This window comes from Corynebacterium sp. UMB2355A, assembly GCF_033877495.1.
Taxonomy (GTDB): Bacteria; Actinomycetota; Actinomycetes; order Mycobacteriales; family Mycobacteriaceae; genus Corynebacterium; species Corynebacterium pseudogenitalium.
Genome location: NZ_CP138855.1, coordinates 1,002,764 through 1,021,755, shown reverse-complemented (window position 1 = coordinate 1,021,755; position 18,992 = coordinate 1,002,764). Strand labels below are relative to the sequence as shown.

Sequence of the window (18,992 nt, the reverse complement as noted above, 5' to 3'; positions counted from 1 at the left end):
AAAGACGCATCTCTTATTGGCTATCCATTTTGTGACCTGCAGTTATGTCGACCCTACTTTTTCGGGTTGCGTCTTTTGTCACTCGCGTCTCCGCCCACCTCAAAAACGGCAAACGTAAACACCCCTGCAAAAGGGGTGTTAGTGGAGGCTTAGACGTCGAAAATGATAAAAGCCGCATGAGTCACTAAACCCCTGTTGAGCTGGGATTTAGCTGTTTTTGAGACTGCTCGCTACTTCGCTGGAGGTTCGGCGATCCGGCAGTCATCGCTGTAACGCCCACTGGGGGTGGCGTCCGTTTGAAGCCAAGGGGATCTGCGGGTGGGCTTGCGTTAGCGGGTATCTGGTTAGGGGGTGTCATCGCTTTCAGCTAGTGGTTGGAGGGCACGGAGTGTTTCAATACCGGCTTGATTGAGCGTTTCGAGAATTAACTCTGTGAGTGTTTCGTACTCTTGAGCAGTAGATGGACTTGCTTCAGGTTCGTGTTGGACAGTCCTGAAGTGCTTGATCGGTGCGAACCCATTTCGCGGGCGCAGCAAACTTCCAGCCCAAGAGCCTTCGTTCTTACAGATGTAGAGTGGAGCGCACTCATTGACCACGCCATCGTAGACGAGGATACGATCCGGTTGGTATTCCGCACCGGTGAACAGGTAAGCATGGCCTTGAAAGGGTGATGCTCGTATCGGTTGATGTGCACGGTTAGGTACACCTCCCAGAAAGTGAGTAAGGTTAGACTTACCTAATAAGGATGGTGTTTACGTGAACGATAGTGTAACGGATCAGGTTGTTGACGGTGAGTATGGGTCCGCGAAGGAAAAATCTGTCGCTGGCCAGAACGCGATCCGTCAGCTATCGCAGCCGGTGAAAGGCAAACTGTTTATCGCGCAGGTTTTGGCTTTTCTCTCAGGCGTGTTGGCTATTGCCCCGTATGTGGCTCTGGTGGAGCTTGGCAGAGAACTTATGCAAGACCAGGTGGACCCGGCGCGGGTGAACTGGATCGTCATGCTCCTCGTCAGCGCATACATGGCCCGGTTGACCTTATATTTTGTTGCATTGGGCGTGACGCATTTTATTGACCTGTCGTTGCGTAATCAGATGCGTCGGCAAATTGCCGCCCGAATGTCGACTGCTCCGCTGTCGTGGTTTACCCGCGAGGGTGAGGGGAAGATCCGCAAGACCATTCAGGATGATACGGCCACGGTGCATACAGTGATCGCGCACGGGCCGATTGAGAAACTGAACGCGATCGTATCCCCGCTCGCCTTGTTGGTGTATGCGTTTGTGGTGGATTGGCGGCTCGCTCTGCTGTCGATTGCGACGATTCCGATTTATGTGGGCATGTATGGCATGTCGATGCGTGGGATGAATGAGAAGACCGCACAAATGGACACCAAGCTCGCTCAGGTTTCGGCAACGATGGCCGAGTTCGTTGCCGGTATCTCAGTGGTGAAAGCATTCGGCAAGGTCGGCCAAGCACATAAAGCCTATTTAGATGCGGCTAACGAGTTTTCTAAGTTCTACCGGGCGTGGTGTATGCCGCTGGTGTCGATGTCGGTCGCCTCATTTTCGTGGGTGTCGATCCCGGTGTTGTTGATCGTGAACCTTGGCGGTGGCGCGTTGATGATGAACGCCGGTTGGGTGAGCATCTACGAGGTGATAACGACGACGTTGATCGCCTTGGTGCTGCCGGGAGCGTTGATGGCAGTCGCAACCATCGCCTGGTCGTACCAGCTCGCAGGGTCTGCGGCAGTGAGGCTGGTGAACGTCATGGAGCTACCAGCGTTGAGTCAGCCCGATGCGCCACAGACACCACACGGTCATGATATCGAGATTCGGGGTGTGTCGTATGCCTATGACGACACCCAGGCATTAGACGAGGTGAGCCTGAGCATTCCGGCAGGCACGGTGACCGCGCTGGTTGGCCCGTCGGGTGCGGGGAAGTCGACGTTGGCGAGTTTAATTGCCCGCTTCGATGACCCGGACGCTGGCACGATCACTATCGGCGGGGTTGATCTAAAGAGCATTTCCCAGGATTTGTTGTATTCGACGGTCGCGTTCGTCTTGCAAGATGCACAGCTTATTCGCGACACCATCCACAACAACATTGCCCTGGGCGCGCCAGACGCAACCTTGGATCAGGTGCGACAGGCGGCGAGAGCCGCGCAGATCGACGAGTTCATCATGAGCCTGCCAGATGGTTACGACACCGTGTTGGGGGAGGACACCCACGTTTCGGGCGGGCAGGCAGCCCGTATCGCGATCGCCCGGGCGCTCATGGTTGATGCCCCAGTGTTGGTGCTGGACGAGGCGACGGCGATGGCGGACCCGGAATCGGAATCGAAAATTCAACAAGCTCTCTCGACTCTTGCCAAAGGCAGAACCGTGATTGTGATCGCCCACCGGTTGGCCTCGATCAGGGGCGCGGATCAGATTGTCGTCATGGAACGCGGGCGCATTGCTGTGGTCGGTAAACACGACGAGCTGTTGGGTAATGCGCACTATCAGGCACTTCTTGCCCAAGGTGCATGTGAGGAGATGACACGATGAATCAACTATTGCTGCCACGCTTTAAGCGTTTGATGGAACCCGCCTCGTGGCGTGACCTCTCGGTCGGTCAAGCGTGGGGTGCGGTCTCAGGACTGTGTCACGGCTTTGCCCTGCTGATTCTGCTTCCCGCAGCAAGTGCCCTAGCGACCGGAATGCCGGTGTGGGGGTTATCGTTTTGGGGCTGGCTCATCGCCTTGGCGGTGATCTCGGTAGCGGGTGTAGGCATCGAGTTTTATGGCATGCGCACCGGCTATATTGGCGCGCTCGGGTTCATTCACGACGTCCACCACGCAATAGGTAACAAAGTAGCCCGCCTACCGTTGGGAGTGTTCGATTCGGGTAGCTCTGGCCGACTGTCGCGCATGGTCACCCAGGAAATGATGAACTTGGGCGAGTCGGCGGCGCACTTCATTTTCTCCCTCGTCCAAAAACTCTCAGCCGTGCTGGTGATCACTGTGGGAACCTGGTTCTGGGATTGGCGGCTGGGACTGACCTTGACGATCGCGTTCCCGATCATGCTCGCCTTCCTCCATATCTCCCGCGTGCTTCTTGATAAAGGTAAGCAGGTTTCCGAACCAGCTGAGTCAGAATTGGCGGCTCGCATGGTCGAATTCGCCACCTGCCAAGGCGCGCTGCGCTCCTGCCATGTCGCCGACGACTACCCGGCCCTTGATCGGGCATTCAAACAGGCTGACCGCAAAAGCCGCAAAGCATTGTGGATCGAAACATTAGCGAACCTGATTAATGGAATGTTCGTCCAAGCCCTCGTCGTGATAATGATCTGGCTGACCGCCCAACTCGCCCTCGGCGGGCAAATGAATGCGCTGAACGCCGTGGTCACAATCGGCATGTGCCTGCGGTTCACCACCATGCTCCAAGACATCGGTGGCTGCATGACCGGGCTGGAAGAACGCCGCCAGCAGATGAACCACGTCGACAAGGTCATGGATGCCCCCGAACTGTCCGAACCCGATGCCTCTACACCAGTGAGGGCACCTGGTGATGTTCGTTTCGAGGACGTCACCTTCAGCTACGATCCGGACACCCCGGTGCTGCACGATATGTCCTTCCATGTCCCGCAAGGCGGCATGTGTGCCCTGGTTGGTCCATCTGGGTGCGGGAAGACGACGATCGCCCGGATGGTTGCACGTTTCTGGGATGTGCAGTCCGGCAGCGTGCGCGTTGGCGGAGTGGACGTGCGCGAGCAGACCACCGAAGATTTGATGCGCCAGATATCTCTGGTCTTCCAAGACGTCTACTTATTCAACGACACTCTCGAAGCCAACATTCGCCTTGGCAATCCCGAAGCTACTGATGAAGAAATCAGGTGGGCCGCTGAGCTGTCGGGCGTGACGGAAATTGTCAACCGCCTCCCAGACGGCTGGAATTCATTGGCGGGTGCTGGCGGGCGTGCACTGTCAGGTGGGGAACGCCAACGAGTGTCCATCGCTCGCGCCTTGGTGAAGAAAGCCCCGATCGTGCTGTTCGATGAGGCCACCAGCGCGTTGGACGCGGAAAATGAAGCCAACATTGTTGCGGCGATGAACGAGCTGCGTAAGCACTCCACACTAATTGTCATCGCCCACAAACTTGAAACCATTCGCCAAGCTGACCAAATCATTGTGCTCTCCCACGATGGGCGTATCGCCCAGCGCGGGTGCCACGACGAGCTGGTCAACCAGCCGGGTCAATACCGCGATTTCTGGCAAGAACGCATCAACGCAGCTGGATGGCAACTCGTCTAAACACAGCACGTATAAGCACATGAAAGGAAAAACTATGTCTACGCCTACATCCTCGCGCCTCAACACGCGCGACTTCATCAACATTGGCGTCTTCACCGCCTTGATGTTCGTCATCGTGTTTGCATTCGGAATGCTCGGGTTCATCCCCGCCGCCATGTATGCCGGCTTCTTGCTTTCTATTCTCGTTAACGGCATCGTCTTTGCGCTGTTCACAGCACGCACTCCGAAGATGGGGGCATTGACAATCATGCTGATTATCATCGAAATCCTCTTCTTCGTGACCGGCCACTGGGTAGGGGGAATCGCGGTGGCCGCTGTATTCGGCCTGCTCGCCGACCTAGTCATTACCAAGGGGCCGAAGAGCGTGAAGGTTCGCGTTCCGCTGGCATACGCACTGTTTATTCTGCCGATCTATGTTTCCCCGTGGATGCCGCTATTTATGGACCAAGACGCATATATGTCGCAGATCGCCGAACAAATGGGCGCCGAGTATGCCGCGAAGATGGCGCAGGTTGTCACGATTCCGATTCTGTTGGGCTTCTTCGTTGTGATGCTCATCGTGGGCTGGCTTGCTGGTCTGTTGGGAACCAGGGTGGCGCGTAAGCACTTTGAACGGGCCGGTCTTGTCTAAACTTCCCGACCCGCGCACGATTATCGTAGCGCTCGTCATCGTCTCCACCACGATCTACAGTGCCTACTCGCCGTGGTTCGTGTGTGCTCTGGGCGGATTCGCCGCCGTGATGCTGGCGAGCGCTGCGATCAACCCCAACACGCTCGTGCGCCCGAGCTGGGTGGCCGTCTACCTGGCCACGTTTGCGGTCCTCGGCGGGCTCGTCTTCGTGATACCACTGGTGTGGAAGTCAACGGTCAGCGCGTTCCTCGTGCTGTTTTTGCAGTGGATGTGGCGATTCAGTGTCAGCGCAGGAATGGGAGCCTACGCGATCGGCGTGATCCGACCCGCCACCTTGCAAAAAGCACTCGCCAGCTCACGAATCCCAACCTGTTTCACGATCCCAATCTCGGTTGCCTTACGTGTGCTGCCTGTGATCGGCCACGAGGTTAAAGCGATCTCAGATGCGATGAAACTACGCGGCATGTCCGCGCTTTCCCTGCGCGCGGCCCAGTACTTCACAATCCCGCTGCTATCGACCGTGGTACGCAGTGGGGACGAACTGGCATCGGCCGCCCTCGTGCGCGGACTGGGCGGAACCGCAAAGCCCACCTCAGTCACGGTCGTGAAATTCCGTGTGATCGACGCAGTCATTCTGCTCATCGTTATCGGTTTCGCGATATGGAGAATCGTCCTATGACAATAGCCCAAGCCACCGGCGTCACCTTCACCTATCGGGGAGCAGACCACCCCTCAATCAATGACGCAACCATCACCATCACACCCGGAACCGTCACCTTGCTGTGTGGCGCTTCAGGGTCGGGGAAGACCACCGCGTTACGGCTGTTTAACGGGCTCATCCCACACTTTCACGACGGCGACCTTACCGGAAGCGTCACAGTCGACGACATTGACGTGGCACGAGTAGATCTATCAGAGCTTGCCCACCACTGTTCGACAGTGTTTCAAAACCCACGCACCCAGTTCTACACCACTCACGTGCGCCAAGAACTCGCCTTCGGCCCAGAAAATCTCGGCCGCGCCCCGCAGGAGATCTGTGCCCGCATTGACGAGGTTGCAGCCGAGTTAGGTATCGCCGACCTGTTGGAATCCCGCGTCACACAGCTGTCGGGCGGGCAGATGCAACGCGTGGCCTGCGCCGTCGCCATGTGCAACAACACGTCGCTGATCGTCTTTGACGAGCCGACCGCGAACCTATCAGCTGATCTTATCGGCCAACTCGCCACACTCATCGCCAGGCTCAAAGCTGATGGACACACGATCATCATTGCTGAACACCGGCTGAGTTTTCTTTCCGGGATCGCTGACCGTGTCTACTACTTCGATAAAGGCAACATCGTCCTCACCGCAACCGGCGAAGAGTTCTACGCTACCTCGGATGAGGAGCGCAAACAGCTTGGACTGCGATCCCTAGTAACTGTGCCTATGCCACAACTTCCGGAACCGGCAGGGGAGGGGCTGGAGATCAGCAACCTCACCTTTGCCTACCGCCACGGAAACACAGTCCTCAATATTAACCACGTGTTGTTTCCGGCAGGGAAAATCACAGCGCTCCTCGGCCCGTGCGGTTCAGGGAAATCAACCCTGGCACGCATTGTTTGCGGACTAGAAAAAGCCAAACACGCATCCATCACACTCAATGGACAAAAATTCCCCAGCCGTGACGCCTACCTTGTGATGCAAGACCCTACCCGACAGTTGTTCTCAGATACCGTCATCGACGAAGTCACGCTCGGCACGACCAAAGCCGAAAAGCAACACATCGATGCCCACGCGATCCTTGAAGAACTCGACCTTGCCGACCACGAGGCTGACCATCCCCAAGCACTCTCTGGCGGGCAGCGCCAACGCCTGGTTATTGCTACAGCGCTTGCTGCGAACAAGAAAGTTTACATCTTCGACGAACCCACGTCCGGTGTTGGCTACAAGCACCTTGTCGCGATTTCCCGAGTAATGCGTAAACTCGCTGACACTGGTGCCGTCGTCATTGTCATCACCCACGACGCTGAACTCGTTACCGAGGTCGCCGACCATAGCGTCCGCCTTGACCAGATCAACGCCTGCTAACGCAAACGCTCGCTCAGCCGAAAGAGAGGAAAGCGCTTCCGCAGGTCAGAGCTAATGCGCTATACACTCGCTAACGCAAGCGATTTTCTTGACCCCCTTGGGGCGTACGCGCTAACGCAAACGCCTACTTATCATTTTCGACGTCATAGTGAGCCGGCGACGGGAATCGAACCCGCACTCTCAGCTTGGGAAGCTGATGTTCTACCACTAAACTACGCCGGCAGCGCATGTAATGCAGCAGTGGGTAATTTTAGCACCACGCTGCTGCTTTACCAAACGCTAGCGGTCGGCGCCGGCGACCTCCGGGAGCGCGCTGAGTGAGCAGGCGCGCTGGTTGGGAGTGCGGTCGTCGGCGGTGCGCTCGAGTCCCCATCTGGTGAGGGCTGCGACGGTGAGGTCGGATTGCATGTTGGGGTGCAAGACTCGGCCTGAGTTCGGGCAGGATGCTTCGATGTTGATGTTGGCGACGTCCGCTCCGTCGACGGCCTGCAGGATTGAAGTGCTGTTTGGGGTGGCGGTGGTGTCGGATGGTGAGTAGAGCGAGGTGTATACGATTCCGGCTTGGGTGTCGGGAAGCGTGTTGAGCGCTTGGATGACGGGGGAGTCGTTGAGTTGTTGGACTGCGCCTGGTCCTGCAAAGAACGCTGCGAGACGCGGGAATGCGCGGGCGATGGGGGAGAGGATTTTGCCGGTGCCGTTGAGGTCGGTGCCGTGGAAGGTGGCGCCAACGGTGACTGCGCGCCGGACGTTGTCGCCACCGCCGAGCTCGGCGATGTACTTCTTCACCAGCAGGCCGCCTTGGGAGTGTGCGACGAGGTCGACCTGGTCGGCACCGGTTGCTTCCTTGACACGTTCGACGTTGCGCGCGAGTTCGCGCGCGGAGCTGTTGATGTCGGCGTTGCCGTAGGAACCGGGGAAGAGGGAGGGCAGTCCGCTGCCACGGCCGTAGTTGAAGCCCCATACGCAGTAGCCTGCGGCTTTGAGGGCGACGGCGTTTTGGGCCCACTTTTCGGTGTTTGCGGAGGTGCCGTGTACATAGAGCACGGGTGTTGTTTTGTCGGCGGCGGGGACGCAAGAGGCGTCGTTAAAGATGTCGCTGGTGTCGGTCGTGGCGGCGGAGGCCACTGGCGCACTGGCGAGTGCGGCGGTCAGGAGAATAGTCGAGAGGATTCGGTGCATGCGTTTACTTTAGCCCCGCGTGAAAGCAGGCTAGACTTGGCGCCGTGCTTCTTTCAGACCATGACATTCGTGACGCCGTTGATTCGGGACGCCTCGGTATTGCGCCGTATGACGCTGCGTTGGTGCAGCCGTCGTCGGTGGATGTGCGTTTGGATCGGTTCTTCCGCGTGTTCAATAACTCGCGCTATACCCATATTGATCCGCGTGAGGAGATGCCGAATCTGACCACGCTGGTTGAGGTCCCCGAGGGCGAGGGGTTTGTGCTGCACCCGGGCGAGTTTGTGTTGGCGTCGACGTTGGAGAAGTTTACGTTGCCGGCGGATTTGGCTGGGCGTCTGGAGGGCAAGAGCTCCCTGGGCAGGCTTGGCCTGTTGACGCACTCGACGGCCGGGTTTATCGATCCGGGGTTTTCGGGCTACATCACGCTTGAGTTATCGAATGTGGCGAATTTGCCGATTGTGTTGTGGCCGGAGATGAAGGTCGGCCAGTTGGCGTTGTTCGCGATGACGTCGCCTGCGGAGGTGCCGTACGGCAGTGGCGCGTTGGGTTCGAAGTATCAGGGGCAGCGGGGTCCGACGCCGTCGAAGGCGTATTTGAACTTCCGGTAGGGGCCTCGCGTATGCGGTTGTCGGTGGTCGGCGTGGGGTATTTGGGGGCGACGCACGCTGCGTGCATGGCTGAGCTGGGCCACGAGGTGCTGGCGGTGGACACGGATGCGCGCAAGGTTGCGGCCCTGCAGTCGGGGAGGGCGCCGTTGTTCGAGCCCGGCCTCGACACATTGCTGCAGCGCCACACGGCGTCGGGTCGCCTGCGCTTCACGACGGATCTGCGCGAGGTGGCGGGGTTCGCGCGGGTGCATTTTTTGGCCGTCGGCACGCCGCAGGTTGCTGGAGGGCTTGCCGCGGACACTTCATTTCTTGACGACGCCACCTCCCACCTCTCCGCAATCCTTGAGGGGGAGCACCTGGTGGTGGGGAAGTCGACGGTGCCGGTGGGCACGGCGCGCTGCCTGCAGGAGCGCTTCCCGGATTCGGTGGAGGTGGCGTGGAACCCGGAGTTTCTGCGTGAGGGCCACGCGGTGAAGGACACGTTGGCACCGGACCGGATCGTGGTGGGGCAGCGCCCGGGTGGGCGCGCGGAGCAGGTGCTGCGGGAGGTGTACGCCACTCCTATTGAGCAGGGCTCACCAATGTTGGTGACGGATTTTCCCACCGCTGAGCTGGTCAAGGTGGCGGCGAATGCGTTTCTGGCCACGAAGATTTCTTTCATCAACGCGGTCGCCGAGGTCTGCGACGCCGCAGGCGCGGACGTCACCCAGCTTGCGGACGCGATCGGGATGGACGCGCGCATCGGGCGCCAGTTCCTGAACGCCGGGCTCGGCTTCGGCGGCGGTTGCCTACCGAAGGACGTCCGTGCGTTCATCGCGCGCGCCGAAGAACTCGGCGCCGGGGATTCGGTGCGCTTCCTCCGGGAGGTCGACGCCATCAACCAAGGCCGCCGCGCCCGCATCGTTGACCTGGTGCGACGGGAGCTCGGCACGTTGGAGGGGCGCACCATCGCTGTGCTGGGTGCGGCGTTCAAACCGAACTCGGATGATATCCGGGATTCGCCGGCGCTCGACGTCGCGCAGCGCCTCCATGACGCCGGCGCTCGCGTGCGCGTCCACGACCCGAAGGCCCTCGACAACGCCCGCGCCGCCTACCCCGACCTTGACTTTCCCGGCACGCTCGCGCAGGCCACCGCTGGCGCGGACCTGTGCATCCTGGCGACCGAGTGGGATGCGTTCCTGGAGCCGCTGGTGGGCGTCGACAAGCGAGTAATTATCGACGCCCGCAACGCCCTCGATATCCCCACCTGGCACAAGGCGGGGTGGCGAGTCATCCGCTAGTGCTGGTGGTAATCCGAAAGGAAGTTGCCGAGGCGCTCGATGGCGTTCTCCAACTGTGACGCCCACGGCAGCGTGACCACGCGGAAGTGATCCGGGGTGGGGTAGTTGAAGCCGGTGCCCTGCACCATGAGGATCTTCTCGCTCTTGAGCAGATCCAGCATGAAACGCTCGTCGTCGTGGATGTGGTACATCTCCGTGTCGATCTTCGGGAAGGCGTACAGGGCGCCCTTCGGCTCCACAACGGAGATGCCCGGGATTTCGCGCAGCTTGCGCACGGCGACGTTACGCTGCTTGTGCAGGCGGCCGCCATCCGCGGTGAGCTCGTAAATCGACTGGCGTCCACCCAGGGCCACCTGGATCGCGTGCTGGCCAGGCACGTTCGCGCACAGGCGCGTGCCGGACAGCAGGTCCAGCCCCTCGATGAGGCCCTTCGCCCGGCGACGCGGCCCCGTAATCACCATCCAGCCAGCGCGGTACCCGCACACCCGGTACGCCTTCGACAAGCCGTTGAACGTCAGGGTGATCACGTCCGGGGCAACCTCCGCCATGGAGATATGCTGGGCACCGTCGTAAAGAATGCGGTCGTAGATCTCGTCGGCGAAGATCATCAGCTCGTGCTCGCGGGCAATGTCCGCGATGCCCTCGAGCGTCTCCCGCGAGTACACCGCACCCGTCGGGTTGTTCGGGTTAATCACCACGATCGCCTTGGTCTTGCTGGTCACCTTGGAGCGGATGTCCTCCAGCGAGGGGTTCCAGTCGTCCTCCTCGTCGCACTTGTAGTGCACCACCTTGCCGCCCGCAAGTGTCGACGCCGCCGTCCACAGCGGGTAATCCGGCGTCGGAATGAGGATCTCATCACCCTCGTTGAGGGAAGCCTGCGTGACCATGCTGATCAGCTCAGACACACCGTTGCCCAGGTAGACATCATCGATGTCGAACGCCGGGAAATCTGGGATCATCTCGTAGCGCGTCACAATCGCACGCCGCGCCGAAATAATGCCTTTCGACGTGGTGTAGCCCTGCGACGTCGGCAAATTAGCAATCATGTCGCGCATGATCACATCCGGCGCCTCAAACCCGAACACGGCCGGATTGCCCGTGTTCAGCTTCAGGATGGTGTGGCCGTCGCGCTCCATCTCCTCCGCAGTCGCGCTCACCGGGCCGCGAATGTCATAAAACACGTTCTTCAGCTTCTCGGCCTGGTCAAAGTGCCGGTGCCGCTTAAAAGGCGTGTGCTGCGGGGTTGTTTGTTCTGGTGCTTCTGATTGCTTCTTGTTGGCCATGTGCCAATACTAGCGCCCGAACCTAACCACGTTTGTTGAACCGCTGCATCGTCTGCTGCGCGATATTCAACGCATCGTTCTTCAGCTGGTCCATCTGCTGGCGCTGCTGCTGCTTCCGCATCGCGATCTCCGCCGCCTGATGCGACTGCAACTCCAACTGCTGCATCTTGACCGCCTGGCGCTGCGCCCGCTGAATCTGCCGCACCGAGGGCGCGTACCAGCTGTCCGGCCCGACCTTCATCACGTACAGCAGGATGAACACGGTCGGGATGATGAGCAGTGACAGTACGGCCAGGAAGTTTTCGCCCATCTCGGAAAAGACGACGATGAAAGCGAGGCTGGCGATCGTCGACAAGCCCATCAGACCACCGCGCACATTGCGACCCCTCCTGCGGGCCAGCTCAATGTCCTCACTCGTGTACACCGGGGAGTTCTGGACCTGCTGCGCCGGCACCTGACACTGGCCCGGCTTCTGCGGCAAATCCTGGAACAACGCCATCAAGTCCGGCGAGTACTCCGCTTTCGCGACAGCCGCACACCGCCTATCGAACTCGTCCATGGTCAGGCGCCCCTCACCGAACGCCACCGACAACGCCGTCACCGCGTCATTGCGGTCGGTGTCGCCGATGCGGTAATTGAACTGAAAATTCGGATTCGGTTGAGGCATGGTCATAGCTCCTAAGCATACTTGGCTGGTGTGGCCCGTCCTAGACCTGCAAAGTGTAGTAACAGGAATGTAGTAATCCTCGAAAGGGGCCCCCAAAATCCGGATTACTACATTCCTGTTACTACAGTTTGGGTTTTGTCGGGCCCTAGGACACCAAGTTGGTGATGAAGATCGCCAGCAGTGGCAGCGCGAAGAACACGCTGCCGACCCAGATAAAGATGTACACCTTGTTTTTATCGGCGAGTCCGGCGAGCCACTCGGCACCCTTCGGGGGAAGTGCGCGCAGGAACGGCACCGACATGATGATGATCGCTGCGAAGGTGTTGAAGAGGGTGTGTACCAGGGCGGTCTGCATGGCCACCTCGGCAACCTCGGGCGGCGCGGAAAACGCCGCGATCAACCCGGTGACCGTGGTACCGATGTTGGCGCCGACCACGAACGGGAACAGGTCGCGCATGTGGAACTTGCCCGACGCCGCCAGCGGCACCGTCAGCGACGTGGTGGTGGAGGAGGACTGTACCGCCGTGGTGATGACGGCGCCGGAAAGCACACCGGAGAGGGTGCCCTTGCCGAGTGCCGCGTGCAGGAACTCCTGCGCCCGGCCGACCAGCAGGGTGCCGAGCATGTTGCCGATGAACCCGATGACCACCATGATCAGGGCGATGCCGCCAATCGAGAGGATGATGCCGCCCCACACGTGGCTCAGCGGGCTGACGGCGGTTTCGGCGAGGGAGACGAGTGGTTCGGTGATGGCGTCGACAAAGTCGCCGATGCCGCTGAAGATTGTGTTGAGGATGCCGCCGGAACCACCGCTGGTGTAGTGCGCGATCGCGCCCGAGGTTTTCTGCAGGAAGCCGGTGGCGAGCTCGAGCGGCATGAAGATGGCCAGGGCGATCAGGTTGAAGAAGTCGTGCACAGTGGCCATCGCGAAGGCGCGGCGGAACTGCTCCTTGTTGCCCGAAAGCCCGAGCGCGACGAGGGTGGCGGTCACGGTGGTGCCCAGGTTGGCGCCGAAGAGCATCGGGATGGCGATTTCGATGGGCAGGCCACCCGCAACCATGCCGACAGTAATCGACGTGGTGGTGGAGGAGGACTGCATGATTGCCGTGGCGAGGATACCGATGCCCAGGCCCACGAACGGGTTCTGTGCAAACGAGAAGAGTTCCTCGGCGCGGTCGCCCGCGGCCATCTGGAAGCCGGCGCCGATCATGCTCACCGCGTTGAGCAGCAGCCACACCGCGACGACGACGGACATCCAGTCCACGAAGGTCTTGAAGGGGCCACCGAACGGCAGGAAACCCAGTGGGTCTTTCTTACCTGCGTCTGCTCCGTCGGGGTGGTGCGTGAACGTCGTTGTCGCGGTGTCCATGCTCATATGATGAAGCGCTTCCTGTCGTTGAAAAAACTCTCGCCAAAAAGGGCCCAAGGTGTGGGCCAACGTATCACCATAATGTGCGCACGTGCACGGTCGGTAACACCAAAGTAAACTTTAGGCGAACTTATCGCAGCTGCCGCGCGTACCAGCCCGGGATCGAGTTTGACGACGTCGTGGGCTGGTCAAGGTCCATAGAAACAGGAGACAGCAGTTCGGGTCCGAAGTACAGCTCCGGGTAGGAGCCGGTCATCCAGTACTTCTTGTCTTTCCATACCCCGCCCGAGGTGACGGCGACGAAGCCACGGCCCGGGATCCAGATGGGGCCGCCGGAGTCACCGTGGCGAGGCCCGGCGATGGAGGTTGCCACCATGTTGCCGCGCACCCCAGTGACGTGCCCGCAGAACTCGCGGCGCGTGGTGGCGCCGTAGGAGCAGACGCGTTCGCCCGGGCGCACCGCGTTGGGGTGGACTTTCGCGTTGCCGGAGAACCGGTTGGCGCCGGCGGTAGCGCCGGAGAGGGTGACGTAGGCGAAGTCGTTGGGGCCGTCGGCGGAAACGAGCCAGCCGGGGAAGGAGATCACCGTGCCGATGCGCCGGCCGCTGCCGTCAAGCACCTGCTGGAACGGGAACTTCACGCAGTGACGCGCGATGGCGATCTGGTTGCGCGCATGGTCCACGTAGCCGACGGTGCAGATACCGTAGGCGAGCCCCATGTCGAGGCGGACGCGGTCGCCCTGGTTCACCATCGGCCGCGCGTCGGCGGCGGGGGCGAGCAGGGAAGTGGCGGTGGCGACGCCCACGCATGCAACGGCGATCTTCTTCATAAACTGGCGCATAGCCAGCAGCTTACTGCTTGTGGTGGGCGTAGGAGACCATTTCGTCCCACTCGACGATCTTCTTACGCTCGCGGCTGTGGGTGCCACACTCTTCGCCGAGCTTGCGCTCCGCTTCGTCGAGGCGGTACCAGCCGTCCCACGTGGTGTAGTCGATGCTGCGCTCGTCGAGAAGTCCGAGGATGGCGTCCGGGTCCTCGTGGACCGGGGCAGTGAGCTTGCCGGCGTCAGCGTCGGCGATGAGCATGTCGGTCGTTTCCTTCGCGTCCGACTTCGTGTTGCCGATTAGGCCGACCGGGCCACGCTTGATCCAGCCGGTGACGTAGAGGGAGTCCTCGAAGCCGTCCTCGCCGAGGACGTGGCCACCGTCGTTCGGGATGACGTGGCGCTCAAGGTCGAACGGGACGCCCTCGACGGGTTCGGAGCGGTAGCCGATGGCGTGGTAGACTTGCTGGACTGGCCAGTCGGTGAACTTGCCGGTGCCTCGCAGTCCGCCCTCGCCGTCGAACTCGGTGCGCTCGGTGCGGATGCCGACGATGTCGTCGCCCTCGGTGAGCACCTCGACTGGGGACTCGAAGAAGTGAATGCGGATCTTGTGCGGGGCATCATCCGGCTCGCGCATCGCGTACTGCTCCAGGACCTGGCAGTTCAGGTCGATGGACTTGTCGGCGCGGCGCAGCTCCTCGGAGGGGCCGTCGTAATCAATGTCCTCTGGGTCGACGAGCACCTGGATGGTGTCGGATTCGTCGAGCTCGCGCAACTCCTTCGGCGTGAACTTCGCCTGCGCCGGGCCGCGACGGCCGAACATGTGGATGACCTCGGCCTTGTTGTTCTTCAGGGACTCGTAGACGTTGTCTGGGATCTCGGTGACCAGCAGCTCGTCGCCGGTCTTTGCAAGGATGCGGGAGATATCCAGCGCCACATTGCCGACGCCCACCACTGCGACCTCGCGTGCCTCCAGGTTCCAGGAGCGCTCGAAGCGCGGGTTGCCGTCGTAGAAGCCGACGAACTCGCCGGCGCCGATGGACTTGTCGCCGCCAGGGACGAGGAACTCGCGGTCGCGGACAGCGCCCGCGGAGATGATGATGGCGTCGTAGTACTCGCGCAGCTCATCAATGGTGATGTCGCGGCCGACGGTGATGTTGCCCAGGAAACGCAGGTTCGGCTTATCCATCACGTTGTGCAGCGACTTCACGATGCCCTTAATACGCGGGTGGTCCGGGGCGACACCGTAGCGGATGAGGCCGAACGGCGCAGGCATCTGCTCAAACAGGTCAACGTGAATCTCGTGCTCCTGATTGCGGATGAGCAGATCGGATGCGTAAATACCGGCTGGTCCGGCACCTACGACAGCGACGCGCAGACTCATAGAAATATGTCCTTTCGGTTTTTGAAGCTAGTTATCTTAACAATATAGCGCTACATGCTTAGTTCTTGGAGCGCCTGCCCATTTGCGCCATGTGTTCGCGCACGGCGTTGAAGGCCTCCTTGGAGTCCAACGTCTGGCTCTGTTGGGTGGCCATTTGGACCTCGTCGGGGGTGACTTCGCCAGTTCGGAGCGAGACCATCTCTGCCCAGTAGCGGAACCAGACAGCGAGGACCGCGGCGACCGGCACCGCGAGGAACGCGCCGACGATGCCGAACAGCGTGCCGCCGAGCGCCACGGAGAGCAGCACGATCGCTGCGTGCAGGCCCATTGCCTGGGACTGCAGGATCGGCTGGAGGATGTTGCTCTCCAGCTGCTGCACCACGATGATGAGCACGAGCACCAGGATGGCGTTGGTCAGGCCGTTGGAGACCAGCGCGATGATCACCGCCAACGCGCCCGCCGTGACCGCACCGATGATGGGGACGAAGCCCGCGAAGAACGTGATCACTGCCAGGACCGGCCACAGTGGCACGCCGAGTAGGAGCAGGCCGAGGCCGATGAAGATGGCGTCGACAGCCGAGACGACCGCCTGCGTGCGGATGAAGCCGGACAGCGTGTTCCAGGAACGCATGCAGACCTCGGTGAGGTGCCAACCGGCGCGCACGCCGACGTAACCCTTGAGCCACGGCAGGAACTTTGAGCCGTCCTTCAGGAAGAAGAAGGTGAGGATCAGGGTCAGCGCCAAGGTGGTGCCGACGGACGCGATCGCCCCGAGGCCTGAGAACACACCAGACGCGATGTTGGAGGCCTGGCCTCGCAGGACGTTCGTGACCTGGTCGATGACCTCTTGAACCTTGGTTGGATCGATGAGCTCGTTATCGACGTTGTCGCGCAGCCAGTGCGTGATCTGGTCAATACCCTGCTGCGCCTGGTCGACGAGCTGGGTGCCCTGGGTGCGAACGGTCGGGGCCATCGCGGCGAAAATGCCGCCGATGATGGCGAACGCCCCCACGAGCACGCCGGCCGCAGCGAGCGCAGGCGGCGCTTTCTTCTTGCGCAGCCAGTCCACTGGCGGCCACAGCACCGTGCACACGATGAGCGCTAGGAAGATCGGCAGCAGTCCCATCCAGACGTACTTCAGCAGGTACAGCAGGATGGCGGTGGCGGCGACGATGATGATGAATCTCGCCGCCCAAGCTGCCGCGGTGCGCCCGTCGGAGGCGATGACCGTGCTGCGGTCAACATTTTCTGAGGAAAGCTCCTGCGCGGCGTCGGCCGCGGTGGGCTGTGTTTCCTCCTGTGGTTCAACTTTGTTGCTCATACCAAGACATTGTGCCAGACCTGTCAGACATAACTTATTTACGCCATTTGAACTGGGAAAATCAACAAAGTTGAGTCTAGTGGGAATAACTTTCTGGATAGCATGTTGTAAGAATTGAGCGCGACAGGCTCAAGATTGGCGGAACTTCTGCTACAGTGGTTCCCGTCAAGTTGAGCCGAGGCGATTCAACTTCGGATTAACTTCAGAAAATACTTCGATAAACACAGGAGGAAATGTAGAAATGGGACGCGCAGTAGGTATTGACCTTGGTACGACGAACTCGGTTGTCTCTGTCCTTGAAGGTGGAGAGCCGGTAGTTATCGCAAACGCTGAGGGTTCGCGCACCACCCCGTCCGTCGTCGCATTTGCGAAGAACGGCGAGGTGCTGGTTGGCCAGTCCGCAAAGAACCAGGCGGTGACCAACGTTGACCGCACGATCCGCTCCGTCAAGCGCCACATGGGCGAGGACTGGACCGTCGAGATTGATGACAAGAAGTACACCCCGCAGGAGATTTCCGCACGTACGCTGCAGAAGCTGAAGAGGGACGCAGAGGCATACCTCGGCGACGAGGTTACCGACGCCGTCATTACCGTCCCGGCCTACTTCGAGGACGCACAGCGTCAGGCTACGAAGGAAGCCGGCCAGATCGCGGGCCTGAACGTCCTGCGTATCGTCAACGAGCCAACGGCAGCTGCACTGGCATACGGTCTTGAGAAGGCTGACAAGGAGCAGACCATCCTGGTCTTCGACCTTGGTGGCGGTACCTTCGACGTCTCCCTCCTGGAGATCGGCGACGGCGTCGTAGAGGTCCTGGCAACCGCGGGCGATAACGAGCTCGGTGGCGACGACTGGGACAACCGCATTGTTGAGTGGCTCGTCGATAAGTTTAAGTCCGCACAGGGCGTCGACCTGTCCAAGGACAAGATGGCGATGCAGCGTCTGCGTGAGGCCGCTGAGAAGGCAAAGATCGAGCTGTCTTCCTCCCAGCAGGCATCCATCAACCTGCCGTACATCACCGTCGACTCCGAGAAGAACCCACTGTTCCTCGACGAGACGCTGACGCGCACCGAGTTCCAGAAGATCACCTCTGACCTGCTCGACCGCACCAAGGCGCCGTTCAACCAGGTCATCAAGGATGCTGGCCTCTCCGTCGGCGAGATTGACCACGTTGTGTTGGTCGGTGGTTCCACCCGTATGCCGGCCGTGACCGACATGGTCAAGGAGCTCACCGGCGGCAAGGAGCCAAACAAGTCCGTGAACCCGGACGAGGTCGTGGCTCTGGGCGCTGCGCTGCAGGCAGGTGTCCTGCGCGGCGACGTCAAGGACGTCCTGCTTCTCGACGTCACCCCACTCTCCCTCGGCATCGAGACCAAGGGCGGCGTGATGACCAAGCTCATCGAGCGCAACACCACCATCCCGACGAAGCGTTCCGAGACCTTCACCACGGCTGAAGACAACCAGCCAAGCGTGCAGATCCAGGTCTTCCAGGGCGAGCGCGAGATGGCTTCCGCGAACAAGCTGCTCGGATCCTTCGAGCTGGCAGGTATCGCTCCGGCACCGCGCGGTGTTCCGCAGATTGAGGTCACCTTCGACATCGACGCCAACGGCATCGTGTCCGTCTCCGCGAAGGACAAGGCGACCGGCAAGGAGAACACGATCAAGATCCAGGACGGCTCCGGCCTGTCCCAGGAGGAGATCGACCGCATGATCAAGGACGCCGAGGCACACGCCGACGAGGACAAGAAGCGCCGCGAGGAGCAGGAAACCCGCAACGGTGCAGAGTCCGCGGCTTACCAGACGCGCAAGTTCATGGAAGACAACGCCGACAAGCTGCCGGAGGACCTCAAGACCCGCGTCACCGAGGCAGCCGACGCCGTCGACGAAGCACTCAAGGGAGATGACCTTGAAGCGGTGAAGTCGGCTGTCGAGAAGCTGAACACCGAGTCGCAGGAGCTGGGCAAGGTGCTCTACGAGGCACAGGCCAACGAGGGCGCAACCCAGGCCGAGGCAGCCGACGACAACGTTGTCGACGCCGAGGTAGTCGACGAAGACACCGACGAAACCAAGTAAACAACAGCAACACTGCAGAA

15 protein-coding genes and 1 tRNA gene are annotated in these 18,992 nt (G+C 60.5%); 8 read left to right on the top strand and 8 right to left on the bottom strand.

What is annotated here, in order from left to right:
* Positions 1-756: 756 nt before the first annotated feature.
* From R0V12_RS04785 to R0V12_RS04765, 5 genes are read left to right on the top strand one after another with little or no spacing between them, the layout of a single operon-like run.
* A complete protein-coding gene (locus R0V12_RS04785) occupies positions 757-2,544 on the top strand; it encodes an ABC transporter ATP-binding protein (RefSeq protein WP_070361799.1) in 1,788 nt (595 codons plus the stop codon).
* Entirely contained in the window at positions 2,541-4,289 is a 1,749-nt protein-coding gene (locus tag R0V12_RS04780) for an ABC transporter ATP-binding protein (RefSeq protein WP_320072948.1), read from the top strand. Before R0V12_RS04785 ends, R0V12_RS04780 begins: the two co-directional genes overlap by 4 nt.
* Positions 4,290-4,323: 34 nt before the next feature.
* Positions 4,324-4,920: an MptD family putative ECF transporter S component gene (locus R0V12_RS04775; protein ID WP_070361801.1), complete on the top strand. Its 597-nt coding sequence runs from the start codon at positions 4,324-4,326 to the stop codon at positions 4,918-4,920.
* A complete protein-coding gene (locus R0V12_RS04770) occupies positions 4,913-5,599 on the top strand; it encodes an energy-coupling factor transporter transmembrane component T family protein (protein WP_256005628.1) in 687 nt (228 codons plus the stop codon). Before R0V12_RS04775 ends, R0V12_RS04770 begins: the two co-directional genes overlap by 8 nt.
* Positions 5,596-6,987: an ABC transporter ATP-binding protein gene (locus R0V12_RS04765; protein WP_320072947.1), complete on the top strand. Its 1,392-nt coding sequence runs from the start codon at positions 5,596-5,598 to the stop codon at positions 6,985-6,987. The genes R0V12_RS04770 and R0V12_RS04765 overlap by 4 nt, the downstream gene beginning before the upstream one ends.
* Before the next feature lie 151 nt (positions 6,988-7,138).
* Here the strand turns inward: R0V12_RS04765 and R0V12_RS04760 are convergent.
* Together R0V12_RS04760 and R0V12_RS04755 are read right to left on the bottom strand one after the other, a co-directional pair.
* A tRNA-Gly gene (locus R0V12_RS04760) sits at positions 7,139-7,209 on the bottom strand.
* Positions 7,210-7,266: 57 nt separating this feature from the next.
* Positions 7,267-8,166, bottom strand: coding sequence for an esterase/lipase family protein (locus R0V12_RS04755; protein ID WP_320072946.1), 900 nt, complete (start codon positions 8,164-8,166; stop codon positions 7,267-7,269).
* 44 nt (positions 8,167-8,210) lie between these two features.
* Here R0V12_RS04755 and dcd point away from each other — a divergent pair, with 44 nt between their 5' ends.
* Together dcd and R0V12_RS04745 are read left to right on the top strand one after the other, a co-directional pair.
* A complete protein-coding gene (gene dcd, locus R0V12_RS04750; protein ID WP_070479603.1) occupies positions 8,211-8,774 on the top strand; it encodes a dCTP deaminase in 564 nt (187 codons plus the stop codon).
* 11 nt (positions 8,775-8,785) lie between these two features.
* On the top strand, positions 8,786-10,054 hold the full coding sequence (locus R0V12_RS04745; RefSeq protein WP_320072945.1) for a UDP-glucose dehydrogenase family protein: 1,269 nt from the start codon (positions 8,786-8,788) through the stop codon (positions 10,052-10,054).
* Here R0V12_RS04745 and R0V12_RS04740 read toward each other — a convergent pair.
* The 6 genes from R0V12_RS04740 to R0V12_RS04715 form a co-directional block, all read right to left on the bottom strand.
* A complete protein-coding gene (locus R0V12_RS04740; protein WP_320072944.1) occupies positions 10,051-11,337 on the bottom strand; it encodes a pyridoxal phosphate-dependent aminotransferase in 1,287 nt (428 codons plus the stop codon). The genes R0V12_RS04745 and R0V12_RS04740 overlap by 4 nt on opposite strands.
* Before the next feature lie 22 nt (positions 11,338-11,359).
* Positions 11,360-12,010, bottom strand: a complete 651-nt coding sequence (locus R0V12_RS04735; protein ID WP_256005620.1) for a DUF1707 SHOCT-like domain-containing protein — start codon at positions 12,008-12,010, stop codon at positions 11,360-11,362.
* Positions 12,011-12,149: 139 nt separating this feature from the next.
* Positions 12,150-13,373: a Na/Pi symporter gene (locus R0V12_RS04730; protein WP_240492779.1), complete on the bottom strand. Its 1,224-nt coding sequence runs from the start codon at positions 13,371-13,373 to the stop codon at positions 12,150-12,152.
* 130 nt (positions 13,374-13,503) lie between these two features.
* Complete coding sequence (locus R0V12_RS04725) at positions 13,504-14,214, bottom strand: chymotrypsin family serine protease (protein WP_071573057.1); 711 nt, start codon at positions 14,212-14,214, stop codon at positions 13,504-13,506.
* A gap of 10 nt (positions 14,215-14,224) precedes the next feature.
* Positions 14,225-15,580, bottom strand: a complete 1,356-nt coding sequence (locus R0V12_RS04720) for an FAD-dependent oxidoreductase (RefSeq protein ID WP_413774864.1) — start codon at positions 15,578-15,580, stop codon at positions 14,225-14,227.
* A gap of 58 nt (positions 15,581-15,638) precedes the next feature.
* Positions 15,639-16,901: an AI-2E family transporter gene (locus R0V12_RS04715; protein WP_320072943.1), complete on the bottom strand. Its 1,263-nt coding sequence runs from the start codon at positions 16,899-16,901 to the stop codon at positions 15,639-15,641.
* 241 nt (positions 16,902-17,142) lie between these two features.
* Between R0V12_RS04715 and dnaK the strand changes: the two genes are divergently transcribed.
* Positions 17,143-18,972, top strand: coding sequence for a molecular chaperone DnaK (dnaK, locus tag R0V12_RS04710; protein WP_320072942.1), 1,830 nt, complete (start codon positions 17,143-17,145; stop codon positions 18,970-18,972).
* Positions 18,973-18,992 lie beyond the last annotated feature (20 nt).